We start from the raw sequence: 15,315 nt of genomic DNA, 5'->3' as shown, positions 1-15,315 counted from the left end.
CCGTGGGCATCCCGACTCTGAAAGACCTCCTCGCCGAAGGGGTTTCGGGTCGCGGCGTGCTGGTGCGCAGCGATCTGAACGTGCCGCTGGACGACGGCGTCATCACGGACCCGGGCCGGATCACCGCGTCGGTGCCGACGTTGAAGACGCTGCTGGACGCCGGCGCGAAGGTTGTGGTCGCGGCTCATCTGGGCCGGCCCAAGGACGGGCCCGACCCGAAGCTGTCGTTGGCGCCGGTGGCCGCGGCGCTTGGCGAGCAGCTCGGCCGGCATGTGCAGTTGGCCAATGATGTTGTCGGTGCCGACGCCCTGGCCCGCGCCGAAGGCCTGACCGACGGCGACATCCTGCTGTTGGAGAACATCCGCTTCGACCCGCGCGAGACCAGCAAAGACGACGGCCAGCGGCTGGCCTTGGCTCGGCAACTCGCCGAATTGGTGTCGCCGGGAGGCGCTTTCGTCTCCGACGGCTTTGGTGTGGTGCACCGCAAGCAGGCCTCGGTGTACGACGTCGCCACGCTGCTGCCGCATTACGCCGGCACGCTGGTCGCCGACGAGATCAGCGTGCTAGAGCAGCTGACCAGTTCCACGGAACGCCCCTATGCGGTGGTGTTGGGTGGGTCGAAGGTGTCGGACAAGCTCGGCGTCATCGAGTCGCTGGCGACCAAAGCCGACAGTATCGTGATCGGTGGCGGCATGTGCTTCACATTCCTTGCCGCACAAGGGTTTTCGGTGGGTAAATCGTTGCTGGAAACCGAAATGGTCGAGACCTGCAGCCGGTTGCTGGACACCTACGCCGACGTCCTGCGACTGCCGAGGGACATCGTGGTGGCCGAGCAGTTCGCTGCCGACTCGCCATCGCAGACGGTGGCGTGCGACGCCATCCCAGGCGACATGATCGGGCTGGACATCGGCCCGGAATCGGTCAAACGCTTCGCGGTCTTGTTGTCCAACGCCCACACGGTGTTCTGGAACGGCCCGATGGGCGTTTTCGAATTCCCGCAGTTCGCCGCCGGCACCCGCGGCGTTGCCGAGGCGATCGCCGCGACGACCCGCAAGGGCGCGTTCAGCGTGGTGGGCGGCGGCGACTCGGCGGCTGCGGTGCGCGCGCTCGGTATCCCCGAGGGGGATTTCTCGCACATCTCCACCGGTGGTGGCGCGTCGCTGGAATACCTTGAGGGCAAAACACTTCCCGGTATCGAGGTACTGCGCAGCGCGCAGCCGAGCAAAGGAGACTCGTGAGCCGCAAGCCACTGATAGCCGGCAACTGGAAGATGAACCTCAACCACTTCGAGGCGATCGCGCTGGTGCAAAAGGTGGCGTTTGCGCTGCCGGACAAGTACTACGACAAGGTCGACGTCACAGTGCTGCCGCCGTTCACCAACCTGCGCAGCGTGCAGACCTTGGTCGACGGCGACAAGCTGCGGCTGACCTACGGCGCCCAAGACCTCTCCCAACATGACTCGGGTGCCTACACCGGCGATATCAGCGGCGCCTTTCTGGCCAAGCTGGGTTGCACTTACGTCGTCGTCGGGCATTCCGAGCGGCGCACCTATCACCACGAGGACGATGCGCTGGTGGCGGACAAAGCCACCGCTGCACTCAGGAACGAGCTGACCCCGATCGTGTGCATCGGCGAGCACCTCGAGGTCCGGGAGGCCGGAAATCACGTGTCCCACAACGTCGAGCAGTTGCGCGGCTCCCTGGCCGGGCTGTCGGCGGAGCAGATCGGCAAGGTCGTCATTGCCTACGAACCGGTTTGGGCGATTGGAACCGGACGGGTGGCCAGCGCGTCCGATGCTCAGGAAGTGTGCGCGGCGATCCGGGCGGAGTTGGCGTCCCTGGCCTCGTCGGAGATCGCCGAATCAGTGCGAGTGCTCTACGGCGGCTCGATGAATGCCAAGAACGTCGGCGACCTCGTCGCTCAACCCGACGTCGACGGTGGCTTGGTCGGCGGGGCGTCGCTGGACGGCGAGCAGTTTGCGACTTTGGCGGCCATCGCCGCCGGCGGGCCGCTGGTGTAAGAGCAGCTGCGCTGATGCGGCGTCCAGTTGTGGGTAAGGAGCGGAATCGACTCGACGTCGTGTCGACTTACCTTGATGCGTTGTTGCTGAATGGATTGACCACCCGCGGGGTGATAGTCGCCGCGACCACGCACCAAAGCAGCGCCTTCGCTGCGTAGATCGTGTCGCACATGCCAATCGCCGAGGCAGCGGGATCGCGTCCAAGGATCGGTATTCGGTTGCGTCGAGCTTGTGCGCCGTATGAAACGGCTCCGTCGTGTTCATCACAGATGTGTCATTGGACACCTCGGTGCGCCGTGCCGGCGCTGCGCCGATCATCAGCGGAATCCGCGTGTCGTCAGCACGCCATCAATGAATCGAAATCCGCCTGTTGGTGCCTGGCAGTCGATACCTCCGCCGGCAAGTGCTGTGCAAGAGAAACCATTGACGCTAATCCGGTGATTAGGTAACAACGTTCGCGCCGTTGGGCGACCGCCTTCGGTCAGCACGCCGGTCGGGCCGTCGGGGGGAACGATCCGCACTGCGTTCGGCGGCCCGCTCCACAGTCCGTTGCTGACCTCCGGCGTGCCGGGTGGAAACTCGACGTCGCACGATACCCCTTCTGGAATAGCGGATTTGGGATCGACCGGAAAGATTACGCATTGGCGATAGGTCGGTGCCCTGGCGTACGCCCAGGTGTAGTAGCCGGGCGATTCGCTGTCTTGGTAGTCGATTGGATCCACATCGATGACGGGAGGCATCTCCGCGGTGGCGGTCGCTGCTGTCGGAGACGGGGGACGCGGCGGGGGAGTGGCCGAGGACGCGTGTGTCGTCTCAGTAGTGGTCCCCGAATGCCGGGACGTCGCTATCAGGCCCGCGATCAGGCCCATCAAAGGAATCGCTAGCGCTCCTGCCAAGATGACGGCGAGGACGTTCGTTAGGACCGGCCAACGCTCTTCCCTCTCATCGCTGACTGGTCCGTCGGCGCTTCTAGGGGGTGCGGAGCTCGGCTCGGAGGCTCGCTCGGCTAGTGCGCTGACGAAGTCGGAGCATCGCGCGAAGCGCTCCTTGGGGCTCTTCGCCAGTGCCACGCGCAGGATCGCATCGAGTCGGCTGAGCTCTGGACGCTTCTCAGACAGCGCCGGTGGCGCCATGGTGAGCTGGCGGCTGATCACAACGGCTGGGTTGGAGTGGGGGAAAAGCGTTGCACCGCTGAGCAAGTGATAGGTCGTGGCGGCCAACGCGTACTGGTCAGCGCGGCCGTCGAGGTCCGCGCCGATAAGCTGCTCGGGGGCCGCATATGCGACGGTGCCGATGGCCATGTTGGTCGCAGTCGGGCCGCTGATCTCGTCGACGGGGCGGGCAATGCCGAAATCGGTCAGCATCGCATGCTGTTCACCGTCATTGTCGTAGGGCTGGGTGATCATGATGTTGGCCGGTTTGACGTCTCGGTGCAGCAGGCCTTGTTTGTGCGCATAGTCGAGCGCGCTGGCGACCGCCCTGACGATGCGCAGGACCTGAATCAGCGGCATTCCGTCGGGGTAGCGCCTAGCCAGAAGGCAAGCCGCGTCCAGACCGTCGACGTAATCCATGGCGATCCACAGCTGCTGGTTGTATTCACCCCGGTCGTGAACGCTGACGATGTGCGGATGAAACAGCTTGGCGGCCAGGTCAGCTTCGCGTTGGAACCGCGCGCGGTAGTTAGTGTCGCGGGACAGCTCCACCGGAAGCACCTTGAGCGCATCACGCTTCGGTAGCCGCGGATGTTCGGCCAGATAGACCTCACCCATCCCACCTGCCCCCAGCAAGCGCACAATGCGGTAGCCCGCAAAATGCTCCCCCGCACTCAACGCCATGAGCCGCATACTACGAACATGGCAGGACACTGCGCCAGATTTCCGCTTCTGTTTCGAGCACCTCTGCCGGGCTGTGGAAATGCGCAGATCCGGCGACGTGACATTGGCTCGACCCATTTGGTAGAAAAAAAGATTTCCGCCGAGGCGGGCCTGCCACAGCGCAGAGAGCCCGTCGACTCGGATTGACGGGACTATTCAAAGCAAGGCTCGCTGCACCTGGTCACCGCGGTGCAGCCGCAGTCTAATCCGACAGCGACGAGAGACTCGCGCGGCGTTAGGTACCGGTCGCCGGACTCGATTGGCCGTCACCGGCTCAATTCGGGTGGTACGGGCAAATTGAACGAGTTCCCAAAGAAAGATGAGTTCACTAAAGAAACGAGCTGAGCGATATTCGGTCTCGACGATGAGCAGGCACGCAAAATCGAACCTCGGTTTTGGTCATGGCGCGACTGCCGTTACCGAAAGCTGCTGCGACATTGACCTTTCCGCGGCCGATGCGGACAATTGCGCCTGGCTCGCTTAGCGCTGAACGAAGGTAAGAGCGAGGTCCCACGGTAGGAGGTCCCAGGTCCCGATCGCCTCCATCATTGCGATCGGCGCCATGTCGATGGCCTCTCGCGATGCCGGAGATATCAAGCAGTTGTACCCCGGACCCGGCAATATGTGTGGCGCCCACAGCGCGGAGCCGCGCGGCTCGGGCGCGGTGGCGATCAGTATGGACAGACCCTCGTCCTCCGCGATCACCATGAATTGGCAGCAGGGTTCCTCGGACGCGTCCAAAGTACCCTGCTCCACGACAAGGATCTCGTTGCTAGCCAGCGCATGGCGGGTCGCCTGCCTGAGCAGTGAAAGCGTGTCGTCGTAGACCGGTTTACTCGTCTCGCCGGCGGGCTCCAGCCTGAGCACGTTGCCTTCGAACCGCGGATTGCTTCGTTCCTCCGCTATTGGCAAACGTGACGGCAGAAGCGCAGCGCCCTTGCGCTCGCAGAGCATTACACACTCGCGGTATCGCCGCTCATCTCGCAATGTGCGACCGATCACGCCGGTACCTTGAATTGTGCGTAGAAAATCGGCTGCCGGGACCGACCACAGACACGACGACCCGTCGGGTGTCCAAGTGCGAAGGAGACCCCCAGCGCACAGGCTGAGCATGGCCGTTTCGAGGATATCGCCCTGGTCGAGCGGGAAGTCTTCCATCGCAGTTCCTCCTCTCGATGACATCGCAATGTACTCTCGAGCTCGGCTCCGACCGGTCTCTACAAGTCAGGGGGAAGCTGTCTAGCCGAGATCGTCCGCCCCGTGCGTTAAGCACAGGGCGATTATTTACCGGCGACCCGAAATGGCGAGACCACCAAGCATTACTGCGGCTCCGAGGCCAGCAATTGCCCCAGCGATAGTCCTGCGTGTTTCGATCTTTTCTAGGCATATGTCATAGAGATGGGTGCGCATGGGTCCAAGAACGGCGTTCCTGTCGTCCTCTTTCTTGGCGTCGTCCAATTTTGAGGCGAAGGCGGCACCGCAGCTTGCGGTTGACACCCGGTCATTTGCGCGCAACTCGCCATACCCAACAAATAGGCCGATGCCGAGGATCGCAAGGCCGACGATCAAGACGAAAGCTTTCACGGCGAATCCCTCACTTTCTGAACGGTCGACAAATACGAAATGTAGCGAAAGGCGAAACGAAACGCTGCACTCTGGCCGCAGAGTGGCCGCAGGGAGGGGGATGTCGGCCGATCGCCGCTAAGGCACCGCGTGAGCGTGGGTCGGGAAGCTCACTGGCAGAGCCGGATTCGTATCCGCCGGCGGATGGCTGGCCTCGCTTCGCATGCAGTTGATCGGTGCCGGAAGTCAGTCACGGCCATGAAAACCTCGCTCAGCCCTCGCCATTTCAGCGGGCAATGCGTCGTCGGTGTTAGCTCGTCAACGGGTTGGTTATGCTAGCCGGCACCGCCCCTTGCGGGGAACGCACACGGCAAGCCTGTCAATTTTTGGTGTTTAGTCACATCCGGGCGAGGATCATGATCAGCGGCAGCACCACCGCGAGAAACAGCGACACCGCCATCACGCCGACGGTGATGCCGACGCCGTTGTAGCTTTGCGGCGGCGCGCCCAACGATCCCCGGCTGAATCCCCACACCGGCGCCTTGTATTCGAGCTCAACGAGCCTGCCGGGGTAGACGTCGACCGAAATGTCCGCCGGTCCGATCTGCGGCGGCAGCCAGTAGGGCACATGTACGTGCACATGATGCGGACCTGGCCGCACCGGGACGACGGTGCGGCCCCAGCCGGCGACTGGCGCTTCGTAGCCGTCGATGACGATCTTCGGCCTGAACATTGCCATCATGAACCCCAGCGGGAAGTACTGGGTGTTCACGGCGATGCCTTCGGCCGGTTGGCCGTAGCCGTGCGGGCCGGGTTGCTGGGGCGGGTAGGAGGGACGGGCCTGATACGGGCTGGGCTGCGGCGCCTGAGGATGCGGCTGATAGGGCGCCGGCGGCTGATAGGGCGCCGGCGGCTGATAGGGCCCCGGCGGCGGATAAGGCCCGGGTTGATGCGGATAGTTCATCGGCTGTCAGTGCATGTGGTACTTGATTGCCAGTGCCACGCCGATGATGCTGACCAGCCAGATGCCGGTGATGAACAGCGTCAAGCGGTCCAGGTTCTTCTCGACGACGGTCGACCCGGAAAGGCTGGACTGCACCCCACCGCCGAACAGCGTCGACAGACCGCCGCCCTTCGCGCGGTGCAGCAACACCAGCAACACCACCAGGACACTGGTGACCACCAGGGTGATCTGCAGGGCCAAGATCATGAGGGGCAGCCTACCGAACGTCGTCGGGCCGGCCAAAGGCGCCGGGCCTGTGCCGAGTCTGCGGCCACGGCGGGAGAATCCGAGGCAGGCTCGCCCTGGCCGCAGGCTCGGCGCCAAGAATGCAGACTCGTCAGCCGCCACCGGCGGCAAGCGACGCCAGCGATTCGCGTCGATACTGAAACGCATGGCCGAACCCACTGATGCCGCGTTGGAACCCATCGGTGCCGTGCACCGCACGCGGGTTGGTCGCGAGGCGACCGAACCGATGCGCGCCGATATCAGGCTGCTAGGCACCATCCTCGGCGACACCGTCCGCGAGCAGAACGGCGAAGAGGTTTTCGATCTCGTCGAGCGGGCGCGGGTAGAAGCGTTCCGGGTGCGTCGCTCCGAGATCGACCGGGCCCAGATGGCGCGGATGTTCGACGGGATCGATATTCATCTGGCGATCCCGATCATCCGGGCGTTCAGCCACTTCGCGCTGCTGGCCAACGTCGCCGAAGATATCCACCGGGAACGCCGCCGCGCCATCCACGTCGAGGCCGGCGAGCCGCCACAGGACAGCAGCCTGGCCGCTACCTACGCCAAACTCGATCGGGCAGAGCTGGATTCGGCCGTCGTGGCCGACGCCCTGAAAGGCGCGCTGGTCTCTCCGGTCAGCACCGCCCACCCCACCGAGACCCGGCGGCGCACGGTGTTCGTCACCCAGCACCGGATCACCGAGCTGATGCGGCTGCGCGCCGAGGGACACACCGAGACCGACGACGGGCGCAACATCGAATTCGAGTTGCGCCGCCAGGTCCTCACGCTGTGGCAGACCGCGCTGGTGCGGCTGTCCCGGTTGCAGATCAGCGATGAGATCGAGGCCGGGCTACGGTTGTACCCGTCGGCGTTCTTCGAGGTGGTTCCGCAGGTCAATGCCGAAGTCCGGGAAGCGCTGCGCACCCGCTGGCCCGACGCCGACCTGCTTTCCGAACCGATCCTGCAGCCCGGCTCCTGGATCGGCGGCGATCGCGACGGCAATCCCAACGTGACCGCCGACGTGGTGCGCCTGGCCACCGGCGGCGCCGCCTACACCGCGCTGGCGCATTACCTGGCCGAACTCAGCGCCCTCGAACAGGAGCTGACGATGTCGGGCCGGCTGATCACGGTAACCGCCGAGCTGGCGGACCTGGCCGAGGGCTGCACCGAGCAGGCCCGTGCCGACGAGCCCTACCGGCGGGCGTTGCGGGTCATCCGGGGCCGGCTCAGCGCAACCGCGCGCCAGATCCTGGACCGGCAACCGCAGGGCCTGCTGGACTCGGATTTGCCGCCGTATGCCGCGCCCACCGAGCTGCGCGCCGACCTGGACACCATCGACGCATCATTGCGCACACACGGTGCGGCGCTGTTGGCCGACGACCGGCTGGCCCTGCTGCGGGAAGGCGTGGGCGTCTTCGGGTTTCACCTGTGCGGCCTGGATATGCGGCAAAACTCCGACGTGCACGAAGAGGTGGTCGCCGAGCTGCTCGCCTGGGCCGGGGTGCATCCGGACTACAGCTCGCTGTCCGAAGACGAACGGGTCGAACTGCTGGCGGGCGAACTGAGCACCCGCCGCCCGCTGGTCGGTGACCGCGCGCAACTGTCCGAACTGGCCCGTAGCGAGCTGGGCGTGGTCGGCGCGGCGGCCCGCGCGGTCGATATCTACGGGCCGGCCGCGGTGCCCAACTATGTCATCTCGATGTGCCGGTCGGTCTCGGATGTGCTCGAGGCCGCGATCCTGCTCAAGGAGGCCGGCCTGCTGGACGCTTCCGGGTCGGAAGTCTATTGCCCGGTAGGGATTTCGCCGCTGTTCGAAACGATCGACGATCTGTACAACGGCGCGACGATCGTGCAAGCGATGCTGGACCTTCCGCTTTACCGGACGATCGTCTCCGCGCGCGGCGACGCGCAGGAGGTGATGCTGGGCTATTCGGACTCCAACAAGGACGGCGGATATCTGGCCGCCAACTGGGCGGTCTACCGGGCCGAGCTGGCCCTGGTGGAAGTGGCCCGCAAAACCGGAATCCGGTTGCGGCTCTTCCACGGTCGCGGTGGCACCGTCGGCCGCGGCGGCGGCCCCAGCTATCAGGCCATCCTGGCGCAGCCACCCGGAGCGGTGCACGGGTCGCTGCGGCTGACCGAGCAAGGGGAGGTGATCGCCGCCAAGTACGCCGAACCCCGCATGGCGCGACGCAACCTGGAGAGCTTGGTGGCCGCCACCCTGGAGTCCACCCTGCTCGACGTGGAAGGCCTTGGTGACGCCGCGGCGCCCGCCTACGCGGTGCTCGACGAGGTGGCTGGCCTGGCGCAGCGCGCCTATGCCGAATTGGTGCATGAGACACCGGGTTTCGTCGACTACTTCAAGGCCTCGACGCCGGTGAGCGAAATCGGGTCGCTGAACATCGGCAGCCGGCCGACATCGCGCAAGCCCACCGAGTCGATCGCAGATCTGCGTGCGATTCCGTGGGTGCTGGCCTGGAGTCAGTCACGGGTCATGCTGCCCGGCTGGTACGGCACCGGATCGGCGTTCGAACAGTGGATTGCGGCGGGCGAGGAAGCCGAGCGGGTACAGGTACTGCGCGACCTGTACCAGCGGTGGCCGTTCTTTCGCAGCGTGCTGTCGAACCTGGCGCAGGTGCTGGCCAAAAGCGACCTGGGACTGGCGGCGCGCTACGCCGAACTGGTGCCCGATGAGTCGTTGCGGCGCAGGGTGTTCGACAAGATCGCCGATGAACACCAGCGGACCATCGCCATGCACAAGCTCATCACCGGCCAGGAGGACCTGCTCGCCGACAATGTGGCGCTGGCGCGTTCGGTGTTCAACCGGTTCCCCTACCTGGAACCGCTGAACCACCTGCAAGTGGAGCTGCTGCGCCGGTACCGCTCGGGTGACGACGACGAATTGGTGCAGCGCGGCATCCTGTTGACGATGAACGGGTTGGCCAGCGCGTTACGCAACAGCGGATAACGGGCAATTAAGCCAACATGTCCGACGAATCGGCCGTCACCGCGACGGAGTTGGCCCAGAACAGCGTCTTCGAGCGGTGTGCCCGGGCCGGGTTCGTGGTCAGCGGGTCGCTGCACATGATCGTCGGGTACCTCGCCATTCGGATCGCCCTAGGCGACGGTGGCACCGCCGATCAATCCGGGGCGCTGGCGGCACTGGCAGCTCAACCCGGCGGGCGAGTCGCACTCTGGTTCGCCGCCGCCGCCCTGCTGACGCTGGGCCTGTGGCGGCTGGTCGAAACCGTTCTGGGCAGATCGACGGACCGCAGGCCCGATGGCGGCACCTCGTCGGGCGCGCTGGAACGGGTGAAGGCCTTTGGCTTGGCGATCGTCTATTGCGGCTTCGCCTACTCCGCGTTCGGATACGCCCACGGTGCCAGGAGGTCCGCGGGTGAACAGAATTCGAGCATCAGCGCGCGCCTGATGCAGACCGGCCCGGGCACCGCCGCGCTCGTCGCCTGCGGCATCGGCGTGGTCGCGGTAGGTGTCTATCACGTGTACAAAGGGGCCAGCCGCAACTTCGTGGACGATCTGAACGGCAAATCGGGCAACCTGGTGCGACGCGTGGGCATGCTCGGCTACATCGGCAAAGGCGGGGTGCTCGCCGCGGCCGGCGCGCTGCTCGTCGTCGCCGCCTTGCGCTCAGAGCCGAAAAAGGCCACCGGGCTCGACGGGGCGCTCAAAACACTGGGCGCTCAGCCGTATGGCGCTGCGCTGTTGATCGCCGCCGCCTTGGGCATCATCACCTACGGCCTGTACAGCTTCGCCATGGCCCGGTTGACCAAGATGTAGCCGCCGGACAGGGCGGCGAGCAGACGCAAAATCCCCTCTGTCACGGCGTGTCGAGGGGATTTTGCGTCTGCTCGCCAAGGTTGGCGAGCTACCGCAGGCTTCGGTTACGCAGCCTGTCCATCACGCCGCGCACGGCGTGCTCGGTCATCGAGAACGGAGACACCATCGTTTCGCCCAGGCTCACGATGTAGTCGATCCGTTGGACGATGGCTTCCACCGGTTCGACCAGCACGATCAGCCGCTTGGCGAGATCGTCGAGGCTGTGCAGGGTGCCCTCGAGATGATCCAGGCCGCCCTCGAGGCGCTCAACTGTGGCGTTCAGCGCCGACAGCGAGCTGTTGAGTTCGACCATGGTTTTGCTCAGGCCGTCGAGAACGTCTTCGACTTGCTCGACCGTCCGGTCCGCGTTCAGCGCGGCCTGGGTGAGGGTCTTCATCCGCTTCCGCACCGGCGTGGGACGGTCGGTTCTGTCTGCCATAGCGGTCATTATGACCCGGCGTCGGGCTCTCCTGGAAGCTTTGCCGCCGCTTCCTCGTCGAGCAGCCACAGTGTGGTGTGCAGTCCGACGCCTCCGGCCGCCGGTACCGAGACCGGGTCCGCACCGCCGATCGCAGCGGCCGCAGCGTCCGCTTTGGCCGCGCCCGACACCAGCAGCCAGACCTCGCGGGAACGTTGAACGGCGGGCAGTGTCAAGGTGATTCGGCGGGGCGGCGGTTTCGGGCAGTCTTCGACCCCGACCACCATACGGGTGGTTTCCCGCACCGCCGGGGTGTCCGGGAACAGCGAGTTGATATGGCCTTCGGGCCCCATTCCCAACAGGTGGACGTCGAAATCCGGCACCGGCTGGCCCGCTTCGGCGTTGGCGGCCAAAACCTGCTCGTAGGCCAGGGCCGCCGCGGCCAGGTCGCTGCCGAACTCACCGTCGCTGGCCGGCATCGCGTGCACATTGCTCGACGGGATGTCGATGTGATCGAGCAACGCCCCGCGCGCCTGCTTGTCGTTGCGCTCGTCATCGTCTTCCGGTACGTAGCGCTCGTCGCCCCAGAACATGTGCACGCGGGTCCAGTCGATCTGTCGACCATGCAGGCCGAGCTGCCGCAGCAGCGCGATGCCGTTGCCCCCACCGGTCAGCACGATCAGCGCTCGGCCCCTAGCCGCGATGGCTGACTGGATCGTCTCGATCAGTCGTTCGGCGGCGGCGTCGACCATGGTTGTGCTGTCGGGGAAGATTTCGACGGCGGTGCTCATACGTACTGAACCTTCTTGATGCCTTCGAGTGCGGACAGATAGATCACGTCCGGATCCAGCCGGCGCAGGTCTTCGGCCAGGCACTCACCGGTTACCCTGCGCGCCAACGGAACCAGCGCGTCGGGTTTGGCCGTCCGGCTCAAGGTGGCCGTGACGCCCTCTTGCGGACGGCTGAGCACGATGGTCTCGCTCTTGCGCACCAGCTCGACCTTGAGTTCGCCCACCCGGCGTTGCACCCGCCCATCGATCCGGCTGGCCAGCCAGCCGGCCAGGATGTCGAGCGCCGGCTCGGTTTTCAAACCGGAGATCAGCGCTGACTCGATGGGCTCGTGCGGCGGCAGGTCAACCGCGGACGTCAGCAGGGCCCGCCAGTAGGTGATGCGGGCCCAGGCCAGGTCCGTGTCGCCGGCGGTGTAACCGGGCAACCGGCTGGTGATGGCAGCCAACGGGTCGATCGCGTTCGTCGCGTCGGTGATGCGACGGATAGCCAACTTGCCCAATGGATCCTGGGCAGGCACCGCGGGAGCGATGTCGGGCCACCACGCCACCACCGGAATATCGGGAAGCAAGAACGGGATGACCACGCTTTCGGCGTGACCGGCCAGCGGCCCGGACAGTCTCAGCACCACAACCTCGCCGGCGCCGGCGTCGCCGCCCACCCGCAGTTGAGCGTCAAGCCGCGGTTGGTCGGCGTACGGGTCACCCCTCATCGTGACAATGATCCGGCTGGGATGCTCATGGCTGGCATCGTTGGCCGCTTTGATGGACTCCTCGAGCACGGCATCGCTGTCCGGGGCGATGATCAGCGTCAGGACCCGGCCCATCATGACGGCACCGATCTCTTCACGCAGCTCGTCGAGCTTCTTGTTGACGGCCGTGGTGGTGGTGGCGGGCAAATCGACAATCACGGCCGCCGCCATTCCCGGCCGGTGCGGCGCAGCATTTCGAATGCCGACTCCGGCCCCCAGGTACCCGCCTCGTAGGGGTCGGGCTTGCCATGGGCCGCCCAGTGGTCGAGCGCCGGATCGAGTATTTCCCAAGCCAATTCGACTTCCGCGTTGACCGGGAACAGCGACGGCTCGCCGAGCAGCACGTCCAGGATCAACCGCTCGTAGGCCTCGGGTGACTCCTCGGCGAACGCCGAGCCGTAGGAGAAGTCCATGTTGACGTCGCGGACTTCCATCGCGGTGCCGGGCACTTTGGACCCGAACCGCAACGTGATGCCCTCGTCGGGCTGCACGCGGATGACCATGGCGTTGGTGCCCAGCTCGTCGGTCATGGTGGCATCGAACGGCAGGTGCGGCGCGCGTTTGAACACCAACGCGATCTCGGTGACCCTGCGGCCCAACCGTTTTCCGGTCCGCAAGTAGAACGGCACCCCGGCCCAGCGGCGGGTGTCCACCTCGAGTGTGATGGCGGCGAACGTCTCGGTGGTGGAGTCCTTGGAGAACCCCTCCTCGTCGAGCAGCCCGACCACTTTCTCTCCGCCTTGCCAGCCGGCGGTGTACTGCCCGCGGCTGGTGGTCTCGTCAAGCGGCTCGGCGAGCTGCGTTGCCGAAAGCACCTTGATCTTCTCGGTTTGCAGCGACGACGGGTTGAAGCTGACCGGCTCTTCCATCGCGGTCAGCGCCAGCAGCTGCATCAGGTGATTCTGGATGACGTCGCGGGCCGCGCCGATGCCGTCGTAATAGCCTGCGCGCCCGCCCAATCCGATGTCCTCGGCCATCGTGATCTGCACATGGTCGACATAGTGCGAATTCCAGATCGGGTCGAACAGCTGGTTGGCGAACCGCAGCGCGAGGATGTTCTGCACCGTCTCTTTGCCCAGGTAGTGGTCGATGCGGAACACCGCCTCCTCGGGGAAGACGGCATTAACCGACTTGTTCAGGGCCTGCGCGCTTTCCAGATCGTGACCGAAGGGTTTCTCGATGACTACCCTGCTCCACCGGTCACCTTGTGGCCGGGCCAGTCCGGATTTGTGCAGCTGCTCGCACACCACCGGGAACGACTTGGGTGGGATCGCCAGGTAGAAGGCGTGATTACCGCCGGTGCCGCGCTCTGCGTCGAGCTTCTCCAGGGTCTCGGCCAGCCGGGCGAACGCCTCGTCGTCATCGAAAGCTCCTGGGACGAAACGGAATCCCTCGGCCAGCCGGTCCCAGTTCGCCTGCCGAAACGGCGTGCGGCAGTGTTGCTTGACCGCGTTGTAGACCACCTCGCCGAAATCCTGCGTGGTCCAGTCCCGGCGGGCGAACCCCACCAGGGCGAACGACGGCGGCAGCAGGCCGCGGTTGGCCAGGTCATAGACGGCCGGCATCACCTTTTTGCGGGCCAGGTCGCCGGTGACGCCGAAGATGACCATTCCACACGGGCCGGCGATTCTGGGCAGCCGCTTATCCAGCTTGTCGCGCAGGGGATTTCGCCACTGTGCTGCGCCGCTCGCGGCGCGGGCCGGACTCATTTGGCGGCGGAGTCCAATTGTTTTTGCGTCTCGGTCGACAACTCGGTCCAGGAGTCGACGAACTTTTCCACACCTTCGTTTTCCAGCACGACGAACACGTCGGTCAGGTCGACTCCCACCGCCTCGAGCTGGTCGAACACCTCCTGCGCGGCCGCAGCCGTGCCTGTGACGGTGTCGCCGTTGATCACGCCGTGATCGGCGACGGCGTCAATCGTCTTCTCCGGCATGGTGTTAACGGTGTTCGGAGCCACCAGCTCGGTCACGTAGAGGGTGTCGGAGTAGTCGGGGTTCTTGACCCCCGTCGACGCCCACAGCGGACGCTGCACCCGGGCGCCGTCGGACCGCAGCGCCTGATAACGGTCGCCGCCCTCAAAGACCTCCTGGTAGGCCGCGTAGGCCAGCCGGGCGTTCGCGACACCGGCCTGCCCGCGCAACGCGAGCGCCTCTTGCGAGCCGATCTTCTCCAGCCGCTTGTCCACTTCGGTGTCCACCCGGGACACGAAGAACGATGCCACCGAATGGATCTTGGACAGGTCGTGGCCGGCTTCGCGGGCCTTCTCCAAGCCCGCCAGGTAGGCGCCCATCACCTCGCGATGCCGCTCGACAGAGAAGATCAGCGTAACGTTGACCGAAATCCCTTCTGCCAGAGTGGCTGTGATGGCCGGCAGGCCCGCCTTGGTGGCCGGGATCTTGATGAACAGGTTCGGCCGGTCGACGATCTTCCACAATTCGACGGCCTGCTGGATGGTCTTGTCGGTCTCGTTGGCCAGCCGTGGGTCGACCTCGATGGACACCCGGCCGTCGACGCCATCGGAGGCCTCCCACTCGCGGGTCAGCACGTCGCAGGCATTGCGCACGTCGTCGGTGGTGATGGTGCGGATGGTGGCGTCGACATCGGCACCACGTTCGGCCAGCTCGGCGATCTGGTCGTTGTAGACGTCGCCTTCGGCGAACGCCTTCTGGAAGATCGACGGGTTGGTGGTCACTCCCACAACGCATTTCGTGTCGATCAGCTCCTGCAGGTTGCCCGAACGCAGTCGCTCCCGAGATAAGTCATCCAGCCATACCGATACCCCCGCGGCACTCAACGCCGCGAGGTTGGCGTTTTGAGTGGTCATGCCAATTA

14 protein-coding genes are annotated in these 15,315 nt (G+C 65.3%); 4 read left to right on the top strand and 10 right to left on the bottom strand.

Annotation, left to right across the window (positions count from 1 at the left end):
- Positions 1-2: 2 nt before the first annotated feature.
- Both AC5Y2L_RS16345 and tpiA read left to right on the top strand, forming a co-directional pair.
- The gene (locus AC5Y2L_RS16345; RefSeq protein WP_499936733.1) at positions 3-1,238 is read left to right on the top strand and encodes a phosphoglycerate kinase; all 1,236 of its coding nucleotides are present in this window, start codon (positions 3-5) and stop codon (positions 1,236-1,238) included.
- A complete protein-coding gene (gene tpiA / locus AC5Y2L_RS16340; protein ID WP_499936735.1) occupies positions 1,235-2,020 on the top strand; it encodes a triose-phosphate isomerase in 786 nt (261 codons plus the stop codon). Before AC5Y2L_RS16345 ends, tpiA begins: the two co-directional genes overlap by 4 nt.
- Before the next feature lie 317 nt (positions 2,021-2,337).
- On the opposite strand, the gene AC5Y2L_RS16335 is transcribed toward tpiA, so the two are convergent.
- The 5 genes from AC5Y2L_RS16335 to secG all read right to left on the bottom strand — a co-directional run bounded on the left by AC5Y2L_RS16335 (position 2,338) and on the right by secG (position 6,667).
- Positions 2,338-3,855: a serine/threonine-protein kinase gene (locus tag AC5Y2L_RS16335; protein WP_499936737.1), complete on the bottom strand. Its 1,518-nt coding sequence runs from the start codon at positions 3,853-3,855 to the stop codon at positions 2,338-2,340.
- Between the two features lie 519 nt (positions 3,856-4,374).
- Positions 4,375-4,761, bottom strand: a complete 387-nt coding sequence (locus tag AC5Y2L_RS16330; RefSeq protein ID WP_499936738.1) for a hypothetical protein — start codon at positions 4,759-4,761, stop codon at positions 4,375-4,377.
- Positions 4,762-5,178: 417 nt separating this feature from the next.
- Entirely contained in the window at positions 5,179-5,478 is a 300-nt protein-coding gene (locus AC5Y2L_RS16325; protein WP_499936739.1) for a hypothetical protein, read from the bottom strand.
- Positions 5,479-5,854: 376 nt separating this feature from the next.
- Positions 5,855-6,421: a hypothetical protein gene (locus tag AC5Y2L_RS16320; RefSeq protein WP_499936740.1), complete on the bottom strand. Its 567-nt coding sequence runs from the start codon at positions 6,419-6,421 to the stop codon at positions 5,855-5,857.
- Positions 6,422-6,427: 6 nt separating this feature from the next.
- Positions 6,428-6,667: a preprotein translocase subunit SecG gene (secG, locus tag AC5Y2L_RS16315; RefSeq protein ID WP_499936741.1), complete on the bottom strand. Its 240-nt coding sequence runs from the start codon at positions 6,665-6,667 to the stop codon at positions 6,428-6,430.
- Between the two features lie 184 nt (positions 6,668-6,851).
- Here secG and ppc point away from each other — a divergent pair, with 184 nt between their 5' ends.
- Positions 6,852-9,653 carry a phosphoenolpyruvate carboxylase gene (gene ppc / locus AC5Y2L_RS16310; RefSeq protein ID WP_499936742.1) on the top strand — a complete coding sequence of 934 codons (2,802 nt, stop codon included), beginning with the start codon at positions 6,852-6,854 and terminating at the stop codon, positions 9,651-9,653.
- Positions 9,654-9,670: 17 nt separating this feature from the next.
- Entirely contained in the window at positions 9,671-10,483 is an 813-nt protein-coding gene (locus AC5Y2L_RS16305; protein WP_499936743.1) for a DUF1206 domain-containing protein, read from the top strand.
- A gap of 88 nt (positions 10,484-10,571) precedes the next feature.
- Here the strand turns inward: AC5Y2L_RS16305 and AC5Y2L_RS16300 are convergent, their stop codons facing one another.
- Genes AC5Y2L_RS16300 through tal form a run of 5 tightly spaced genes read right to left on the bottom strand, consistent with a single transcriptional unit; the run spans position 10,572 to position 15,307 of the window.
- Positions 10,572-10,970 (bottom strand): ATPase, encoded by a 399-nt coding sequence (locus tag AC5Y2L_RS16300; protein ID WP_499936745.1) that lies wholly within the window; start codon positions 10,968-10,970, stop codon positions 10,572-10,574.
- Positions 10,970-11,731: a 6-phosphogluconolactonase gene (pgl, locus tag AC5Y2L_RS16295; protein WP_499936746.1), complete on the bottom strand. Its 762-nt coding sequence runs from the start codon at positions 11,729-11,731 to the stop codon at positions 10,970-10,972. The genes AC5Y2L_RS16300 and pgl overlap by 1 nt, the downstream gene beginning before the upstream one ends.
- Positions 11,728-12,639 (bottom strand): glucose-6-phosphate dehydrogenase assembly protein OpcA, encoded by a 912-nt coding sequence (gene opcA / locus AC5Y2L_RS16290; protein WP_499936748.1) that lies wholly within the window; start codon positions 12,637-12,639, stop codon positions 11,728-11,730. The genes pgl and opcA overlap by 4 nt, the downstream gene beginning before the upstream one ends.
- Positions 12,636-14,189 carry a glucose-6-phosphate dehydrogenase gene (gene zwf / locus AC5Y2L_RS16285; RefSeq protein ID WP_499936749.1) on the bottom strand — a complete coding sequence of 518 codons (1,554 nt, stop codon included), beginning with the start codon at positions 14,187-14,189 and terminating at the stop codon, positions 12,636-12,638. The genes opcA and zwf overlap by 4 nt, the downstream gene beginning before the upstream one ends.
- Entirely contained in the window at positions 14,186-15,307 is a 1,122-nt protein-coding gene (gene tal, locus AC5Y2L_RS16280) for a transaldolase (RefSeq protein ID WP_499936750.1), read from the bottom strand. The genes zwf and tal overlap by 4 nt, the downstream gene beginning before the upstream one ends.
- Positions 15,308-15,315 lie beyond the last annotated feature (8 nt).

It is taken from the genome of Mycobacterium sp. NGS66, from assembly GCF_059812225.1.
Note: the sequence above shows the minus strand (reverse complement) of the source record. Positions and strands in the feature narration are given on the sequence as shown.

Bases quoted from the DNA above. Each gene is read 5' to 3' on its own strand.
- AC5Y2L_RS16335 (WP_499936737.1), bottom strand. From the start codon at position 3,855: ATGGCGTTGAGTGCGGGGGAGCATTTTGCGGGCTACCGCATTGTGCGC.
- zwf (WP_499936749.1), bottom strand. From the start codon at position 14,189: ATGAGTCCGGCCCGCGCCGCGAGCGGCGCAGCACAGTGGCGAAATCCC.
- secG (WP_499936741.1), bottom strand. From the start codon at position 6,667: ATGATCTTGGCCCTGCAGATCACCCTGGTGGTCACCAGTGTCCTGGTG.
- tal (WP_499936750.1), bottom strand. From the start codon at position 15,307: ATGACCACTCAAAACGCCAACCTCGCGGCGTTGAGTGCCGCGGGGGTA.
- AC5Y2L_RS16320 (WP_499936740.1), bottom strand. From the start codon at position 6,421: ATGAACTATCCGCATCAACCCGGGCCTTATCCGCCGCCGGGGCCCTAT.
- pgl (WP_499936746.1), bottom strand. From the start codon at position 11,731: ATGAGCACCGCCGTCGAAATCTTCCCCGACAGCACAACCATGGTCGAC.
- AC5Y2L_RS16305 (WP_499936743.1), top strand. From the start codon at position 9,671: ATGTCCGACGAATCGGCCGTCACCGCGACGGAGTTGGCCCAGAACAGC.
- AC5Y2L_RS16300 (WP_499936745.1), bottom strand. From the start codon at position 10,970: ATGACCGCTATGGCAGACAGAACCGACCGTCCCACGCCGGTGCGGAAG.
- ppc (WP_499936742.1), top strand. From the start codon at position 6,852: ATGGCCGAACCCACTGATGCCGCGTTGGAACCCATCGGTGCCGTGCAC.